Below are 17,198 nucleotides of genomic sequence, written 5' to 3' on the forward strand. Positions count from 1 at the left end.
TTTCATTAAATTAAAATTCAGCTTTAATTTTTTCTTTATTTAAAGCAATTTCTCCTTTTATTTTAAATTCTGACCGAATCTTTTTATCTTTAAACCAATCAATAAAACTATGAAGATAAACAGATTTTTTGTGATGCCCGCGATGGTTGTGGCAACACAATTTTCTTTGGCTCAAACAACTGCGGGTTCTCAGGAAAAACTCAATCCGGTTGTTCAAAATTTTGTGAATGAAGTGAATAGCAATTCACAACTTGAAAATATGGCTTTTGAACTTCTCGACGGAATCGGGCCACGTTTAGTAGGAACTCCTGAAATGTTGAAGGCAAATGAATGGACAGCAAATAAGCTTCGTTCTTGGGATATTGAAGCCAATCTACAGCAATTCGGGACATGGAAAGGATGGCAAAGAGGAATCACGCATGTTGATATGACGTATCCTCGTGTAAAAACTTTGGCTGCAACACAATTGGCTTGGAGTCCGGCTACAAAAAAGGCAATCGAAGCTGAAGTGATTATTCTACCGAAAGTATCTTCAAAAGCTGAATTCGATAAATGGCTTCCTTCTGCGAAAGGTAAAATTGTACTTATTGCTCAATATCAAAAGATCGGTCGTTCCGATGAGCAAATTAAAGAATTTGCAACTCCCGAATTATATGAAAAACTAAAAGCGGAAAAAGCGAAGGCTACAAAAGATTTCGCAGATTACGTGAAAAGTATTGGTTATGATAACAATACACTTCCGGAAGCTTTAGAAAAAGCCGGAGCTGCGGGAATTTCCATTTCAAACTGGACGGGAATCATGGGAGCAAACAGGATTTTCGGAGCAAAAACCACAAAAATTCTAATGATAGATATTGATGTTGAAGATTACGGAATGTTGTACAGAATGGCTGAAAACGGTCAGAAACCAAGAATTAAAGTTGAAACTCAGTCAAAAATACTTCCCGAAGCAAAAACTTTCAACACGATCGGAATGATCAAAGGAAAAGAAAAACCAGATGAATATATCATTCTTTCTGCGCATCTGGATTCGTGGGACGGAGCTCAAGGCGCGACAGACAACGGAACGGGAGTTTTGACGATGCTTGAAACCATGAGAATTCTGAAAAAATATTATCCTAATAATAAAAGAACAATTGTTGTCGGACTTTGGGGAAGCGAAGAACAGGGATTGAACGGATCTAGAGGTTTCGTAGCCGATAATCCTGAAATTATCAAAGGAATTCAGGCTGTTTTTAACCAAGATAACGGAACGGGTAGAGTAGTCAACATCAGTGGGCAAGGCTTTGTCAATTCTTACGATTACATTGGTAAATGGCTGAATGCAGCTCCGAAAAATGTTAGAGATCAAGTTAAAACAGATTTCCCGGGAATGCCTGGAGGAGGAGGTTCGGATCATGCTTCATTTGTTGCTGCGGGAGTTCCATCGTTTGGTTTAGGTTCTTTAAATTGGGGCTATTTTGGTTATACTTGGCATACAACAAAGGACACCTATGATAAAATTATTTTTGATGAGGTTAAAAATAATGTGATTCTTACGGCAACTTTGGCTTACATGGCTTCAGAAGATCCTGAATTTACAAACCGTGATAAAAGAGCAATGCCTCTTGACGATAAAGGTCAAGCAACGAAATGGCCTCAAATACAAAAACCGAGAAGGGATTCTAAAGATTATAAATAAACAAAGAGCGACTTATTCGATAAGTCGCTCTTTATTTTTGGATTGTTCAATATCCAATAAACTTCGGATTTCTTCTATCTTACTTTCTTTTACGATATAGGTTTTGCAGATTTTATTATTGAGATGCATACTGAAATTCAACCGAGATGTTGACAAACCTCCTATTTTGTTAGGTAAAGGTATGTACTCAGTGAAAACAGGATAGAAATTGACCAGACATAGAAAATTTCTTAATAATGATTTTGAAAGGCTTGGATAATTGCCTTCATCATCAATAACTTTCATTCTAAATATTTTCTTTCCTAAAGTTGTTTCCCAATAAAATTCTGTGATCGCTCCAAAAATAATCACACAAGGAATAGAAAGTAAAACACTGATAATAAGAATTTTATTGAATATAAAATGAAAAATTAAAGTAAATACAGCCATATCAATCCATTTAGCAAATAATCTCTGAGTTTCATTTCCTTTAAAACCAGGATTATAGGCTAAGTAATATTCATAAGCGTGATAGATTCTTTTCCCGTACTCGTCAAAATCCAGAGTCGGTCTGTGAATGATTTTTCTTTCTTTAATTTCAGATATTTTCAAATCAAAATATTTTATAAAATCATACTCAACTGAATTCTTTTTCTCGCTTCATCAATCTCCGTTATTTTTACCTGAACGTGTTGATGTAGTTTTACGACTTCATTCACATCAGAAACAAAACCATCTTTTAGTTGGGAAATATGAACCAATCCGCTTTCCTTAATTCCTAAATCTACAAAACATCCGAAAGCGGTGATATTATTCACAATTCCCGGTAGAATCATTCCGATTTTTAGATCTGTGATCTTTTTTACATTCGGATCAAACTCAAAAACTTTTGCTGCCTTTCTTGGATCTAATCCGGGTTTTTCGAGTTCTTTTAAAATATCTTTAATTCCTAAAATTCCGATATCTCCGGTAATATATTTTTCAGGTTGAACCAAAGTAATTTTCTCTTTATTAGCAATCAATTCATTGGTTTTAATTCCAAGATCTTTTGCCATTTTTTCAACAATTCCGTACGCTTCGGGGTGAACTGCAGAATTATCTAAAGGATTTTTAGCATTATTAATTCTCACAAACGCCGCTGCCTGTTGAAAAGCTTTTTCGCCTAATCTCGGAACTTTTTTAAGCTGTTTTCTGTCTTCAAATGCACCATTTTCAGCTCTGTAATTGACGATATTTTCTGCCATCTTTTCTCCGATTCCGGAAACATAACTTAATAAAGATTTACTTGCTGTATTTAAATTAATTCCAACAGAATTCACACATTTCATCACGGTAGAATCCAGTTCGTTTTTAAGCTGAGTCTGATCTACATCGTGTTGATATTGTCCGACTCCGATGGATTTTGGATCGATTTTTACCAGTTCCGCTAATGGATCCGCCAATCTTCTTCCGATGGAAACCGAACCACGAACTGTAACGTCATAACTTGGAAATTCGTCCCTCGCAATTTTACTCGCAGAATATACCGAAGCTCCGGCTTCCGAAACTACAAAAACCTGCAACGGCTTGTCGAATGCAATTTTTTTAATGAAAAACTCTGTTTCACGGCTTGCTGTTCCGTTTCCGATTGATATGGCTTCAATATTATAAGCATTTACCATCGAACGGATCTTTTTCATTGCCATTCCGCTTTCGTTCTGTGGAGCGTGAGGATAGATTGTTTCGTTGTGTAAAAGATCACCTTTTTCGTCTAAACAAACGATTTTACAACCACTTTTATAGCCTGGATCGATCGCCAGAATCCTCTTTTCTCCCAAAGGTGGAGCGAGCAACAATTGTGTTAAGTTTTCAGAGAAAATCTCAATGGCTTTTTTATCAGCTTTTTCTTTGGCTTCCTGTAAAGTTTCATTGGAAATGGCAGGTTCTAATAATCTTTTATAACCATCTTTTATGGCTAACGAAATCTGTTCTGACGTTTCGTTATTTGATTTAATAACGGCATTTTCAATAAAATCGATGGCTTCATCTTTATCAATTCCGATATTTGTCTTTACAAAACCTTCGGATTCGGCTCTCAACATTGCCAACAATCGGTGAGAAGGCATTCTGTTCAGGCTTTCTTCCCATTCGAAATATTGCGAAAATTTCTGAGCGTCTTCTTCGTCTTTTTTAGCTTTAACCACTTTTGAAGTGACAACGGCTTTTCTCTGAAACAATCGGCGAAGATTCTTTCTGACATACATATTTTCGTTGATCCATTCTGCCATAATGTCTCTTGCGCCTTGTAAAGCTTCTTCTTCTGAAGAAACCTGATCATTCAGATATTTTGAAGCCAAAAACTGTAAGTCCTGAACTTTCTGACTCATAATCATTTTAGCTAAAGGTTCCAGACCTTTTTCTTTCGCGGCATCAGCTTTGGTTTTCTTTCTTTTTTTGAAAGGTAAATACAAGTCTTCAAGCTCCTGAATATCGAAACTTTCTTCAATTCTTTGTTTGAATTCCGGAGTTAAAGCGTTTTGTTCTTCAATTGATTTTAAAATGGTTTCTTTTCTTTTTACAATCTCTTCAAACTGCTTATTAAGCTTTGAAATCTGTTCGATCTGAGTTTCATCAAGATTTCCGGTTTTATCTTTTCTATAACGTGAAATAAATGGAATGGTGCAGTCTTCAGCTAATAATTCTAAAGTTGCGTTGATGCTTTTTTCGGATATATTGAGAGTTTGCTTTATATAGCTTGTTGTGTTCATTTTAAATTTTTGAATGGCTAAAGTACTGACTTTTTTACAAAAGAATAATGGATTTAAAACAAAAAAACAGCACAAACTGTACTGTTTTAATTTTAATCACGAAAGAAGTAAAAGCTTTTATAAACAAACTTGTTTAAATTACTTTCAGAACTAACGGCAAAAGTCACAAAAGATAATCGTAACGTAAAAATTAGAATATTTAAAGTTCTCAAAAGAATAAACATCAAAGATTTTTAAAAATTTGTGTGTTCTTATTTTCAGTCCATTATCAAACTTAAAAATACTTAGTATGTTAATCTTTTGTGACTTTTGTGGTTTAAAAATTAAAGAACTTATTTAATTGTTTCATTGTAATAAATAGGAGCGTAGTCTTTTTCATCGAATCCCATGATAATTACCTTGTAACTTTTGGCATCGTCATTATTATAGAACTGTATTTTTGTCGGTTCTTTTGGCTGTGTTTTTAAACGGGGATTCCAGTAAAGGGTGCTTCGGAAATCTTTAGAAATATTATTAAAGTTATCATCACCATAGACAGGACTTACAAATGGTGTTTCTTTGTCGAAGCCATTTAAAGTAATCTGCTTTAATTTTGTCGGAACAGTGGAGTTGCTTACAGAACCTGTAATTCCACCTCTTTTGGTGTAAATTGCAATTGTTCCTTTACCACCGCCAAAACCACCTGCAAAATTATCTTTAATTACTTTCACCATGGCAATATCAGCTGTTGAAATCGAGCTTACCATAGAAGGATCGATTTTTATTTCATCCAGATAAATATTCATTTCACTTCCTCTCAGTTTCGGAATGTAATTTCCCATATCAGATTCCAAAGTTAATCCCGCGACTCTTCCCTGCAACCATTGTAAAATATTGATAGAACCTTGAGCTGAATTATTATCATTTACCAAATCAAAAACCGTTTCATTTGCACTTTGGAACAAAGGACCACTCAGTTTTTCATTAAGTTCTTGTGTTTTGTCTTTTTTCTGACCTTTCAAATTTACTTCTTCGATTAAAGTGGCTTTTTCATTAACAGAACTTTGATTATTTTTAGTTACAATATATCTTTCTACCTGATTGGTTGGTTTATCTTCGTTTGCACGCTGTACCAAATCGTAATTACTCGCAGGTAAATTATTTTTTAAAGGAATAAAAGAATAATCCGGCTGAAAAATTACCTGAACCTGTTCTTTGGGAATTTTAGCATCATTCAGTTGATAGGAAAATTTAATGGCATCTTCAAAATACAATCCTTTCAAAGAGAAAAATCCGTTGGCATCAGTTTTTATCTGATACAGTTTAGTACCTTGATCAGGCTTTTCAAATAGCAGATTCATATCTGTATTGGCTGCAGGTTTTCCCTGAACAGTTACTTTTCCTTTATAAGAAATGTAAGGTTGAGGTTTGTAACTGATGATAGGGAAAGTTCCGGACATGATTGTTTTCCAGTCGAATCTTTTCCATTTTTCCGTGATTAAAAGAGCATCTAAAGCCTCTGAATTATGATTTTGTGTAAAATACTGAGCCGGAGTATATATTTTTGAAGTGATATCTCCTGTAAGCCACAAAGTACTCAATAAACTGTTTTCATCTTCCGAACTTTCTGAATTTCCATCCATTACAAAAGCTGTATAAGCTTCGTTGTCGGAATTTTGAGAGATATTAAAAGTATTCAATGTTCTTGGAGATTCATTAAGTGCTAAAGACTGAAGTGTCGGTTTTTTGATTTTCAATAATTCAGGCTGTATAAAACAAAGTCTCTGTGCGACGATATTTTCTTTATCATCAAACACGGTAAGCTGTAAAATTCCGTTGATAAGTTGCGCTGCAGGAATGGAGTAGCTCTGTTCCAGTATTTTTTCTGAATTAACTTTGAAAACCAGCTGATTACTAATCGTTCCAATTACTTTATATAACGTTCCCGGAGCAATATTTTTTGATTTTAAATAAAACTTTACTGCTTCATTACCCGTTGAAACCTGAAGATTTACCCCTGAATCCGAAACAGTTGGTAAGTCGATAGTTTGCTTATTACTTTTTGAATCTTCTACGATTAATTTATATTTTTTTCCGGCTTTCGGAGTCAATGAAAACGATCCGACATTCTGATCAAATCCTTTGAAAGACGTTATTTTCACATCGGGTTTTTCTGCATCAACGACATAACCGCTCCAATCGGTCGGTGTAATGCCTTTTGACTGTAAACGAACCGCAAATTTTGTGTCGATCCCATCTATAAACGTCCCGCTTTCAGGGAAAATAGAAGCTGTCCATTTTGAATTATCATTAATGACAAGCTTTTGCGGCGACGAAGGATTATAAACGACAATAGGTCTTAATGTCTGAAAATCTTCATTAAAGTTAGCCATCCATGTTGTGTAAGCTCGGACGTAATAAACTCCTTCTTTTAGATTTTCAGGTAACGTAAAGTTTCCACTACCTTGTCCGTTAACTAAAGGAAGAATTTTTTTGCTGATTTGAGTTTTATTACTGTCGTACAATTCTACAAATAGAGTGGTAGAAATATTTGAAAGATCATATCCATCAAAAACAAACGATTTAAACCAAATATTTTCTCCGGCTATAAAGCTGTTTTTATTAAAAACCAAATGTATCTTTTCCTGAGGATATTTTTCCGAAAATACTTCTAAAGCTTTTTCCGCTTTTCCCTGTGCCTGAAAGTTTCCTAATACAATTAAAATGAATAGAAAAGAGATGATTTTTTTTGACATAACACAAAAAATATTTGTTTAAAATAGATAAGTATAAATGTACATGATTTGATATTTTAATACAATGCAAACGATTGCAAAACAGATTAAAATATTATTAAAAATGCACAACAGTTATCAGGTTTAAAAAAGTGCGACTTAATTTATTGATGTATGATAAGAAAATAACTGATGAAGTTGTCTATTTTTGGACTTTAAAACATTTAGGAGAATGAAATTCTTGCCGGATATTTCATTTTGCTTATATTTAGAATCAATAAACTTTTAAACAATTTAAATAATATGAAAAAACTAAGTGTAATTGCATTAGTAGGAGTAGGATTGCTTGCAGCGTCTTGTAACAAAGAAAAATCTGCAGAAAACGCAGCAACAGCAACAGAACAAAAAGTTGCGGAAAGCAAAGGTGAAGTATTGACAGTAGATGCTGTAGCTTCTGTAGTAAACTGGAAAGCTTTTCATAAAGGAGGAATGGCTCCTCGTTGGGGAACTCTTGCGGTAAAATCAGGAGATTTAAGCATTGAAAACGGAAACGTTGCAGCTGGAAACTTCGTGATTGATATGAACTCTCTTAAAGTTGATCCGGCTTCAGTAACTGAAAAAGATAAAAAACCTGCAGATCTTGAAGCTCACCTTAAAAACCCTGATTTCTTCGATACTGCGAAAAACCCTACATCAGACTTTAAAATTACAAGTGTAACAGATCTTAAAGAAGCACCGAAAGATGCTGTTGCAGGAGCAAATAAAACGGTAAGCGGAAACCTTACTTTATCTGGAAAAACAATGAATGTTACTTTCCCTGCGAAAGTTGATGTAACGGAAGGTTCAGCTGCAATCCAGGCAAAATTCACTGTAAACAGAGCTGATTGGGGAATCAAATTCGGAACTTCCGAAGCAGATCCTGCAGAATGGATGATCAGCAAAGACATCGAAATCGCTGTTGATGTAAAAGCTAAAAAATAATATTGTTAGATATTCAATTATTTAAGCTGCCTTTTTTGAGGTGGCTTTTTTTGTGTTTTTAAATTTAGAACTATCTACATTTGTTATTGTAAGATTGTATTTTGATATTGTTACCTTCAATATAAAGACATCTGTAATGTGGATCATAATGATTAAAAGTTGGTTTTGAACTTGTGATAATCTTTATTTTTTCACCAAATTGATTCTTATAAAAATTATTACTTTCTTTAAAATTTTTATCAGTAAATAGATAAATGGTATCTTTTTTCATGACTTCAACTCCCAACATATTTATCATTTTAAGATTTGGTTTATAATCTCCAATTTCTATAAAAATACTATCATTTCTTTTCACAAAGAAAAGACTCAGGTTGTTTGATTCTGCAGCCTGCATTCTTTTCAAATCTTCTTTATAGGAAAATATTTCTTTTTCCAATTTGTCGTTAACTTTTACACTTTGGAAATAATATTCTTTAATAATTTCTGTTTTCTGTTCTTTGCAGGCAAGCACAATAAGAAAAACTAAAACCAGTTTACTTTTTTTTAAAAGATGTTGTATCATATATTCATGATTTTTTTAGAATCCGAATTAAAGAATTGGTTGCTAATTTTCAGGTGATTCATAGCATTTCCTGTGTGGTCTGTCTACTGTTGGATATAAGTTTTAAATTATGTCATCACAACTTTGATACATGACCCATTTTTTATCTGTAATCACTCCAGCCTGTTTCCTTCTGCAATTCTTTACCAGTATATTGGTAATTGGGTTCCCGGTCTGTACATTATACCCTTCATGCTTCAATCCAAACGGATAGTAGTTGTTTTCTTCAAGAACTTCTGCGCTTGTCCCATTTTTGAAATAACTCAAACGTATATTTCCCAGATGGTCTTTGTAGCCGTAAATATACTTATTATTCTCAAAATTGTAATATCACTAACTTTGATACATGAGGAATGATCTTCAATCATTTAGATATGTTTTTATCACCAAAAATAAACATGAGTAGGGAATTCCCTACTCATGTTTTCTATTAATTTGTTTTTAATTTTTATTGATTTTCAGAAGGTTAAAGATTCAAAATAGTACTGTCACTAAATCTGATACATTACCAAAATCTTGCTCCATAGTCATACATTCCCGTTTCCGTTTGTAATTCCTTCCCATTGTATTTATACTGGTAAGAAAGATTTCCAGCAGTAGGATTATATCCTTCATGCTTCAATCCAAATGGATAATAGTTGTTTTCTTCAAGAACTTCTGCGCTTGTTCCATTTTTGAAATAACTCAAACGTACATTTCCCAAATGGTCTGTATAGCTGTAAATATACTTATTATTCTCAAAATTGTAATATCACTAACTTTGATACATGAGGAATGATCTTCAATCATTTAGATATGTTTTTATCACCAAAAATAAACATGAGTAGGGAATTTCTACTCATGTTTTCTATTAATTTGTTTTTAATTTTTATTGATTTTCAGAAGGTTAAAGATTTAAAATAGTACCATCACTAAATCTAATACATTACCACATTACCGCATTGTAAGAGATAATTCAGCATTTTTTTTGGTTATAATTGAATAATAATTTCCTATTGATAATAATAACCAAATTTCTAATGCACCTATAACTAAACCTGTTTTAAAATCAGTCCAAAAAGCACCTCCAAATTCTTCAGAGGTGTATTCTATTGATTTATAAATCTTATAGAACAAATAATAATATGCTTTCTTTATCATTTTGTTTTATCTATACAAACTCCAATCTATTTGGCTCATTAAATAAAATGAATAAATCAAATTTGCAATTATAAATACAATTACACCTACAACAATCCATGTACCTATTATATTTTTCTTCTTTGGTAACTGATCAAACTTTCTGTTATACTCTTTCCAAATATCATTATGTATAAATGAAAAATAATTCAAAATCAATAATATTACAAGAGGAATATAGACAATTGGCATTGTAAGAGATAATTCAGCATTTTTTTTGGTTATAATTGAATAATAATTTCCTATTGAAAACAATAACCAAATTTCTAATGCACCTATAACTAAACCTGTTTTAAAATCAGTCAAAAAAGCACCTCCAAATTCTTCAGAGGTGTATTCTATTGATTTATAAATCTTATAGAACAAATAATAATATGCTTTTTTTATCATAATAAATTTTTATGCTCCATTAGGAGCCATTGTACCCCAATCAATAGTATAATCTGCTTTTTGCTGAAGTTTTTCAAAATCTCTTCCTACACCATTCCAACCATCATCATAAAAAGCATCAACTCCAAAATAACCTGTGCTTAAAACTGCACCCGGAACACCTCCCCAGTTGCCAAAAGCACCCATTACAGTATTGTAAGCAGCTTTTCCAGGATGTACTGAATTGGGGGAGTTAGGATCTTTCATATAATTTCGTACACCAATTGCGTCAAATGTAACCCCTAAATAAAAAGAAGTATGACCTATAAATTTTCCGATTCTTCCAATTCTGGAAATAGGGATAGTTACGTCAGTCATTGCCATCTTACCAAATTGGCTCAAGTTTCTACCTGTTAAAATATAGTTTCCTGCTAATCCTCTTCTTATCCCTTGGGAATACATGTTCTGGGATTGTACTGCTCCTGCAAAACCACTTAAAATCCCTGAAGTACTATAAAACCAATTTCCTTTTCCTGCTGGACCATACCAGTTAGGCTCTGAATTCATCTCATTTCGAATGGTCAATTGATGCAGAGTGCCAAAATTATGATTGCCAAATAATTCATTATTAATGATATAACCAGAAACTGATGGGCTTCCAGTCCAATAATGAATGGTCGATGATCCATGACCAGATGCAGCTCCATAAAATGAATTTATCAAACTCTGAGAATCTGAATCATTCATAGGATTATAAGAGTTCATTTTAGGACTTCCATCAGTATTAAATGACCAGCTTGTCACTCCCTGACCAGAATTATTCCATATATAATCGGTCTGCGCTTTTGTAAGTCTTCCGTCCGGATCATACATATTGATCGGATTATTTCCAACATAAGCATATGGAGAAATAGAATTATATTGTTCAGAAAGTTGATCCATCCCATTCCATCTTCCAAGCTCTGGCATATACTGTCTCCATCCATAATCCAGCATTCCTGATTCCATCTGTAATTCCTTTCCGTTGTATTTATACTGGTAAGAAGAATTTCCTGCAGTAGGATTATATCCTTCCTGCTTCAATCCAAACGGATAGTAGTTGTTTTCTTCAAGAACTTCTGCGCTTGTCCCATTTTTGAAATAACTCAAACGTACATTTCCCAAATGGTCTGTATAGCTGTAAATATACTTATTATTTTCAAAATTATAGTAGCCTTCCGCAGTAGAAACAAATTTTAATCCCAATGTAAATTTCCCTGTTGTACTGGTTGCTCCATACTGAAAGCCGTCTAAATATTCAGTAACGGTAGCCGTTTCCTGATTTCCTGTTCCTGTACCATAAGTATATAATTTTTTAAGCTTTGTTCCGTCTGCTCTGTACCAATATTGAGTATTTACATTAAAACTGTTGCCACCTCCGAGATTAACCCTTGGTACAAAAGTTTTATCAAAAGTGATATAATTCGGAAGATCCAGATAATTGTATTGGATATCAAGAATACCCTTATCTTTCTGGCTTTTCATATTCCCGCTGTCCTCATAATAAGTGATCGGAATTCCGGACACATCGGGATATCCTCTATAATCTGTTGAAGAATCAGTAACCGAAGTCAGCCTGTTCCCGGAGTACCCATAAGTAAGATCGTCAATCTTATATGCGGGGGCTCCCTGTTGCGCATCAGCCGATCTTTTCAGATTGGTGATATTTCCGTTAAGATCATAATCTACCTTCTCAAAATATTCCTTAGCAGAAGGATTGGTATCTTTCTGATAAAAACCTGCAGAAAGTCTGTTCAGCCCGTCATATACATACCCGTATCTTCTCAGGTTGTCTCCTGTAGTGGTATTGGTTTTCCAGTCTACCTCGGCAATATTCCCGTTGTATTTAGCTTTTACCTTAAAGTCGGTGAAATCCGTATTGGGAGTTTCCTGTCCTTCCACCAGATTGTATTTGATCTCATAGCCAAAAAGCTTTCCGTTGAGGTTTTTAGGATCATTGATCTTAGTCATCCATCCACGGATATTGTAGGCATAATCGATGCTCTGCAAAGATGTTGACGCCGATGTTACTCCTACTTTTTTGTTGGTAAGCTGGGAAATAGCATTATACGAGTTCTGAGCAAGGATCTCTACCGGGTAATTGTCTACCTGATGTTTATGAACCAGCAGCCTGTTCTGTGAATCATACTCAAAGTTCTGGGTAATGGTTTTTTCCGTATCGGTCGATAATCTTTTATGTTTCGAAACGGTTTGCTGTACTACCCCTGCAAAATCCAGTAAAGATTCAGATTTGGTATATCCTCCCAAATGGTTGATGGAGTAGGTGGCGATGCTTCTTCCTTTACTGTCGTACCATGTATAGTTTTTTGTCCAGTTGTCGTTCTCAATATTTTTAAGATAAGATGCCACCGGTAAACTCCTGGTATTGACCGCAGAGTTCTGAGGATCCTGTGGGAGCACATTCTGTCCTAAAACCTGGGCAGGACTTGCAGGACTTCCTTCGGGATAGGTATCATAATAATTAACGGTAAGAACAGTCGGCATCTCTCCTGCAAAACTATTCTCTGTGTAATACACCGTCATCCCGTTTCTGGTAAAGCCTGTAGTACTTCTGCTTTCCGTAACTACTACATTATTAAGTGCATTCTGTCTTGTGGCTCTGTCTCCTCCTGTCAGAATTCCCGTATAAGCCACTCTTCCGAACTGATCATATTTGGTGACCAGCCATTGAGCATTAGAGCTCATGGCAGCATCCTGAGAAAGAACAAGTCGGTCTGCTTTATCATATACCATATATTCCCAACCTTTGCCGGGAAGCTTTTTGGCGATCTGTCTTCCTCTTGTATCGTAGAGATACTGATAGCAAAGCTTATCGATATTGGAAGTTGTAAGGGCAACTGAGGAGGCAAGAGGCGGTATCACATAAGACAGTCTTCCGTAATTGTCGTATACGTAATACGTTTCCGTATTATGTACCCCATCATTCTTCCTTACCATTACCGTCTGTCCTTTTCCGTTCTTATAAGCGGTGGAAGGATTCAGGTCGGCATCCGTTACCGTTGTTTTGTCCAGCGTAGCTGCAGGATAATTTACGGATTGCACAAGAGTTGTCGACGGGATATTATTAGGATAAGTGGTCTGTGCCACATACATCTTTACTTCATTTGCTCCGTTCGTTGCATAAGTATAACGGTCAGGTTTATCAGACCATGCTGTCCCTTGAGGATAGCTTTCGGTAGGTCTTGCTCTTGGAAAATCTTCAAACCTGTTTTCAGAGTATATTTTCTCTGCACCATAAAATGAGGTGTCCGGAGAAGTATAAATTGCCCCGTTCTGGCTTGTCTGCTGTGGGAGCGGAAGGTAAGACTTAGACTGTCTTCCTGCATTATCATATTCTATTTTACTGACAAGGTCTTTCTCCTGTGGCGTTGCATTCAGGAGGATATTCTGCTTGGGTCTTGCCAGTCCGTCATAATAGGTGACAGATTCAGATTTTTTTGTACAGTCGTTATTAAGGCAGGTCTTTGTATAGAGATAATTCTCTGTAGATGTTGGCTGTACCTGAGCGCGAAGGATTCCCGTCGCTGACAGTAGAAATAAATAGAGAAGTTTATTTTTTTTCATGGGTTATTGTCCTTTAATGTGTGTTTTAAATTCCTGTAAAGTATTTCCTAATGCATCCAGTATCTTAATGAGTCTGTTGGCATTATCATACTGATATACTTTTTTAATTCCTGCAGCATCCGTTTCACTTGTAACTCCTATCAGAGGATCATAAGTATAAGTAATTACAGGAAGCGTTTTCAGGGCATCGCTTCTTCTGAAGATACTCAGCGCGCTCAACAGCTGGCTTTCATTAGCCGAATTATCGGCATCCGCGTCCGAAGCGGTGATAATGGAAGATAAAAGTCCCTGGCTTTGTAGCGAATCATAGCTTATTCCTGATATTTTAGCGATCGGAAGTGTCCCGTGATATCCATACACAATACAGTTGATCATCCCGTCTTTGCCCGTCATCTGGATAACGTTACCATAGGTATCATATTTATCAATAACTACTTCCGTAGAAGATGCTCCGTTCACAGGATCATAAGAAATCATTCCCGACGGCTCGGAAGAATTGGCCGTGGCATACAGGTTCTCCGTTTTGGATAGTGGAGTTGTCACCCCGTTTCTTGTATTCTTTATTTCGGTAACTATGGCAGTTGCCACTTTATTATCCGCCAAAAGTTTTTGGTTCTGCATTTCTGAAGCGTATTTATACGTAGCCTCTGTCGTTTCTCCTGAAAAATCCGTACTTTTTTCTGATATCATGTTACTGAATAACGGTTCATATATTTTTTCACTACTTGCGGTAAGAATGGTATTGTTTTCACGATACATCTTTTCCGTTGTAATTTGCTTCTGAAGTAGTGGATATTTAAAGTCTGAAGGAACCAGATATTTGTCTGCTAAGGTTTTATAATTGAAAGTATACTGAAAGTTTTTCTCAGACACCAGCTGGTTGCCTGCTGTATACTGTTCTATTTTCACAGGCAGTCCTGTGCTGTAAGGGGCTCCGTAATCCAACAATACAGTGATAGGCTGACTGATTGCCGCAATAATTTCCGAAGGAAGCATAAAGGTATATTTTGTATAAAAGTTTCTGACAATATCTGTTACTTTTACATTTTTATAGACCATTTGTCTCATAACTTTCTCCAATCCTGACGGAAGAGGATAAGAGATGATCCCATAATCTTCAGCACTTGATGCCTGTGGATTATCAAAATAATTGTATTGATAATTCAGATTTTCATTGGGTGTTGAAGCATTATCCCCTTCGTATTTTTTTATATTTTTTATTCGTACACCTTCTGTATAGTTGAAAGGTGCAAGATCACTTTTAACAGCATATACTTTGATATGTCCTGATGATTTACCGACAATGTTAATATTTACCGGTGAATCGTTAGGAGGTGTAAACGTTTTTAGATCATCACATGTCTTATAGGTATCAGTGTCCATATCATGATAAGTGAAAAGGTTATCTAAAGAAGATCCGTCACTAGCCTTTGTTATATAATAATCTACTCCATAATGATCTATTCTGTCGGTACTTTTAAAATATGTTATTCCATCAGTTATCGTAACAAAATATTTTTGATACTTGACTGGATCTACATTAATAACCACAGGAGGAGATGTTAACTGCTTAGAAAAATCTGCATCATACACTACATCCATATTATAAAAATCAAAATAACCGGGATAGGTATAGTAGGGAGCGGGAGAGCTGATGGTATTTGATTCATATTCATATTCAGTTCGCCCTCCTGTAGGAAGATATACCGTTTTCAATAATCCTAAAGTGCTGTATTTAGGATTAGGAGCAATAGGACTAAAGAATCTCTCATTACCGTCAATAGAACAGTAAGATAGATTATTGGGAAACCCAAATTGATCAAAATTGGAAGAACCCTCACTGAAACCATTATACTCAAACGAGTATTTTTCAATAACAGCATTGTTTTTATCAAGGGTGGCAAAAGAATTTAAATAATTTCCCATGTATTCAAACAATACCTGATTCATTATATTCCCTGAAACATCTTTAACAATGATTTTAGGTAACGGAACCATTTGTGGAAAAACGATATCCCATCCGGAATATGTGAAGGTGATGCTTCCAACATTAGGAATGAGAATCTTGCTTATTTTATTCTGTGCAATGTTATAAGAGCCTCTGCTGTCATTTACCGTACCTGTCGAGGTAAGATATTCAAAAGTGGCTAATACATTATCTTTATTATCTAGTATTTTTGTAAGATGAAATGCTCCATGATAAAGGTCTACAAAGCGTTTTTGTACAATGTGATTATCACCGATCCCTCTGTAATAAGAAATATCGGGCTTGTCAAAAATATATTTTAAACCTTTAGGGTCTATTACAGTAAAAGATTTAATTTTGTATACCAAGGTATCGGTCGTATTTTTCTCTATCAGTATTTTACTTTTAAAACCATTGTCAGAAATTCCCACATACTGATGGGCTGCTTTATCATAGTTGATCATGAATTTGGCAGATTCTCCAGGAATGCTGTACTGAAATACATTTCCATCATTTACATTGCCTGCATAAAAAGCTGCTGTATGATTAATATTATAATCTGCAGGCAAACCATGTGATACCCGCACAACCGCATAATCCTCCGATAGGCTCCATCCTTTCCCTACATCGCCGGGAAGATTCTGATCTGATGTTCTGTTGGCATTATAGTCTATCCCAAAACTGAAAGACAGTTTGGGTGAGCTTGTAGGAACAGTAAGCAATGGAAAACCAATTTGTGGCAAGCCATTAGCAATATTTCCGTCAGGAGTTTTATTGTAGGAATCTTTCTGTACTTCAAAGCCATATCCCTGTGCTTTTAAAATCGTATTACTTATTAAAAGTAAAAAGATAGCCATCATGTATTTTGTGAAGGCTTTATAATTTTTCTTCATTTGTATTTATTTTTTAATCAATTTTGCACTTGCCGTTTTATTTGCATCGGTTTTCACAGAAATCAGATACGCTCCCTGAATCAAAGGTTGAGTATTGATCTTGGTCACCTTATTTTTGGTTTTAATACTCTGCAACTGTCTTCCTCCCATGTCATACATCACAATATCAGCATCTTTAAATTCAAACCCGATTTCTACATACGCATAATCCGATACAGGATTCGGATAGATCTTAATATCCTGTTTCTCGATCAGCTGATCAAGCTGTTTATCTCCCAGTTTTACAATCTTCCAGTTCTCTTTTCCGAGTTCTTCTGCGCTTGTTCCGGCAAGAATAATCGATCCGTCTCTGTTCAGTTTAATATCGGACAGCCTTTCTTCATGTTTTCTTGATTCTCCTTTCACATGTTTTCTCCACTGCTCATTACCGTTTTGGTCTAAATATAGCATCCAAAAAGTTTCAT

General features: G+C 35.1%; 12 protein-coding genes and 1 pseudogene. 2 read left to right on the forward strand and 11 right to left on the reverse strand.

The window, feature by feature from the left end; translation table 11 throughout:
* The first annotated feature begins 109 nt into the window (after nucleotides 1-109).
* A complete protein-coding gene (locus tag ABD940_RS22310) occupies nucleotides 110-1,681 on the forward strand; it encodes a M20/M25/M40 family metallo-hydrolase (protein WP_345208695.1) in 1,572 nt (523 codons plus the stop codon).
* A 12-nt stretch (nucleotides 1,682-1,693) separates the two neighbouring features.
* On the opposite strand, the gene ABD940_RS22315 is transcribed toward ABD940_RS22310, so the two are convergent.
* From ABD940_RS22315 to ABD940_RS22325, 3 genes are all read right to left on the reverse strand, one after another.
* On the reverse strand, nucleotides 1,694-2,272 hold the full coding sequence (locus tag ABD940_RS22315) for an RDD family protein (RefSeq protein ID WP_345208697.1): 579 nt from the start codon (nucleotides 2,270-2,272) through the stop codon (nucleotides 1,694-1,696).
* Nucleotides 2,273-2,283: 11 nt separating this feature from the next.
* Nucleotides 2,284-4,407 (reverse strand): Tex family protein, encoded by a 2,124-nt coding sequence (locus ABD940_RS22320; RefSeq protein ID WP_345208699.1) that lies wholly within the window; start codon nucleotides 4,405-4,407, stop codon nucleotides 2,284-2,286.
* 332 nt (nucleotides 4,408-4,739) lie between these two features.
* Nucleotides 4,740-7,142 (reverse strand): hypothetical protein, encoded by a 2,403-nt coding sequence (locus ABD940_RS22325; protein WP_345208701.1) that lies wholly within the window; start codon nucleotides 7,140-7,142, stop codon nucleotides 4,740-4,742.
* Between the two features lie 282 nt (nucleotides 7,143-7,424).
* Between ABD940_RS22325 and ABD940_RS22330 the strand changes: the two genes are divergently transcribed.
* Nucleotides 7,425-8,102 (forward strand): YceI family protein, encoded by a 678-nt coding sequence (locus ABD940_RS22330; RefSeq protein WP_345208703.1) that lies wholly within the window; start codon nucleotides 7,425-7,427, stop codon nucleotides 8,100-8,102.
* A 70-nt stretch (nucleotides 8,103-8,172) separates the two neighbouring features.
* Here the strand turns inward: ABD940_RS22330 and ABD940_RS22335 are convergent, their stop codons facing one another.
* The 8 genes and pseudogenes from ABD940_RS22335 to ABD940_RS22370 all read right to left on the reverse strand — a co-directional run.
* A complete protein-coding gene (locus tag ABD940_RS22335; protein ID WP_345208705.1) occupies nucleotides 8,173-8,664 on the reverse strand; it encodes a hypothetical protein in 492 nt (163 codons plus the stop codon).
* Between the two features lie 102 nt (nucleotides 8,665-8,766).
* On the reverse strand, nucleotides 8,767-8,970 hold the full coding sequence (locus ABD940_RS22340) for a hypothetical protein (RefSeq protein WP_345208707.1): 204 nt from the start codon (nucleotides 8,968-8,970) through the stop codon (nucleotides 8,767-8,769).
* A 241-nt stretch (nucleotides 8,971-9,211) separates the two neighbouring features.
* A pseudogene (locus ABD940_RS22345) lies at nucleotides 9,212-9,454 on the reverse strand (hypothetical protein); the annotation flags it as partial.
* A 182-nt stretch (nucleotides 9,455-9,636) separates the two neighbouring features.
* Nucleotides 9,637-9,843 (reverse strand): hypothetical protein, encoded by a 207-nt coding sequence (locus ABD940_RS22350; RefSeq protein ID WP_345208710.1) that lies wholly within the window; start codon nucleotides 9,841-9,843, stop codon nucleotides 9,637-9,639.
* A gap of 6 nt (nucleotides 9,844-9,849) precedes the next feature.
* Nucleotides 9,850-10,272 carry a hypothetical protein gene (locus ABD940_RS22355; protein ID WP_345208712.1) on the reverse strand — a complete coding sequence of 141 codons (423 nt, stop codon included), beginning with the start codon at nucleotides 10,270-10,272 and terminating at the stop codon, nucleotides 9,850-9,852.
* Between the two features lie 9 nt (nucleotides 10,273-10,281).
* A complete protein-coding gene (locus tag ABD940_RS22360) occupies nucleotides 10,282-13,875 on the reverse strand; it encodes a DUF6443 domain-containing protein (protein ID WP_345208714.1) in 3,594 nt (1,197 codons plus the stop codon).
* Nucleotides 13,876-13,878: 3 nt separating this feature from the next.
* On the reverse strand, nucleotides 13,879-16,734 hold the full coding sequence (locus ABD940_RS22365; RefSeq protein ID WP_345208716.1) for an RHS repeat domain-containing protein: 2,856 nt from the start codon (nucleotides 16,732-16,734) through the stop codon (nucleotides 13,879-13,881).
* Nucleotides 16,735-16,740: 6 nt separating this feature from the next.
* Nucleotides 16,741-17,198, reverse strand: a 458-nt coding sequence (locus ABD940_RS22370; protein WP_345208718.1) for a T9SS type A sorting domain-containing protein, incomplete at its 5' end; no start/stop codon positions are given.

The sequence above is a fragment of the Chryseobacterium ginsengisoli genome, from assembly GCF_039542325.1.
Classification (GTDB): Bacteria; Bacteroidota; Bacteroidia; order Flavobacteriales; family Weeksellaceae; genus Chryseobacterium; species Chryseobacterium ginsengisoli.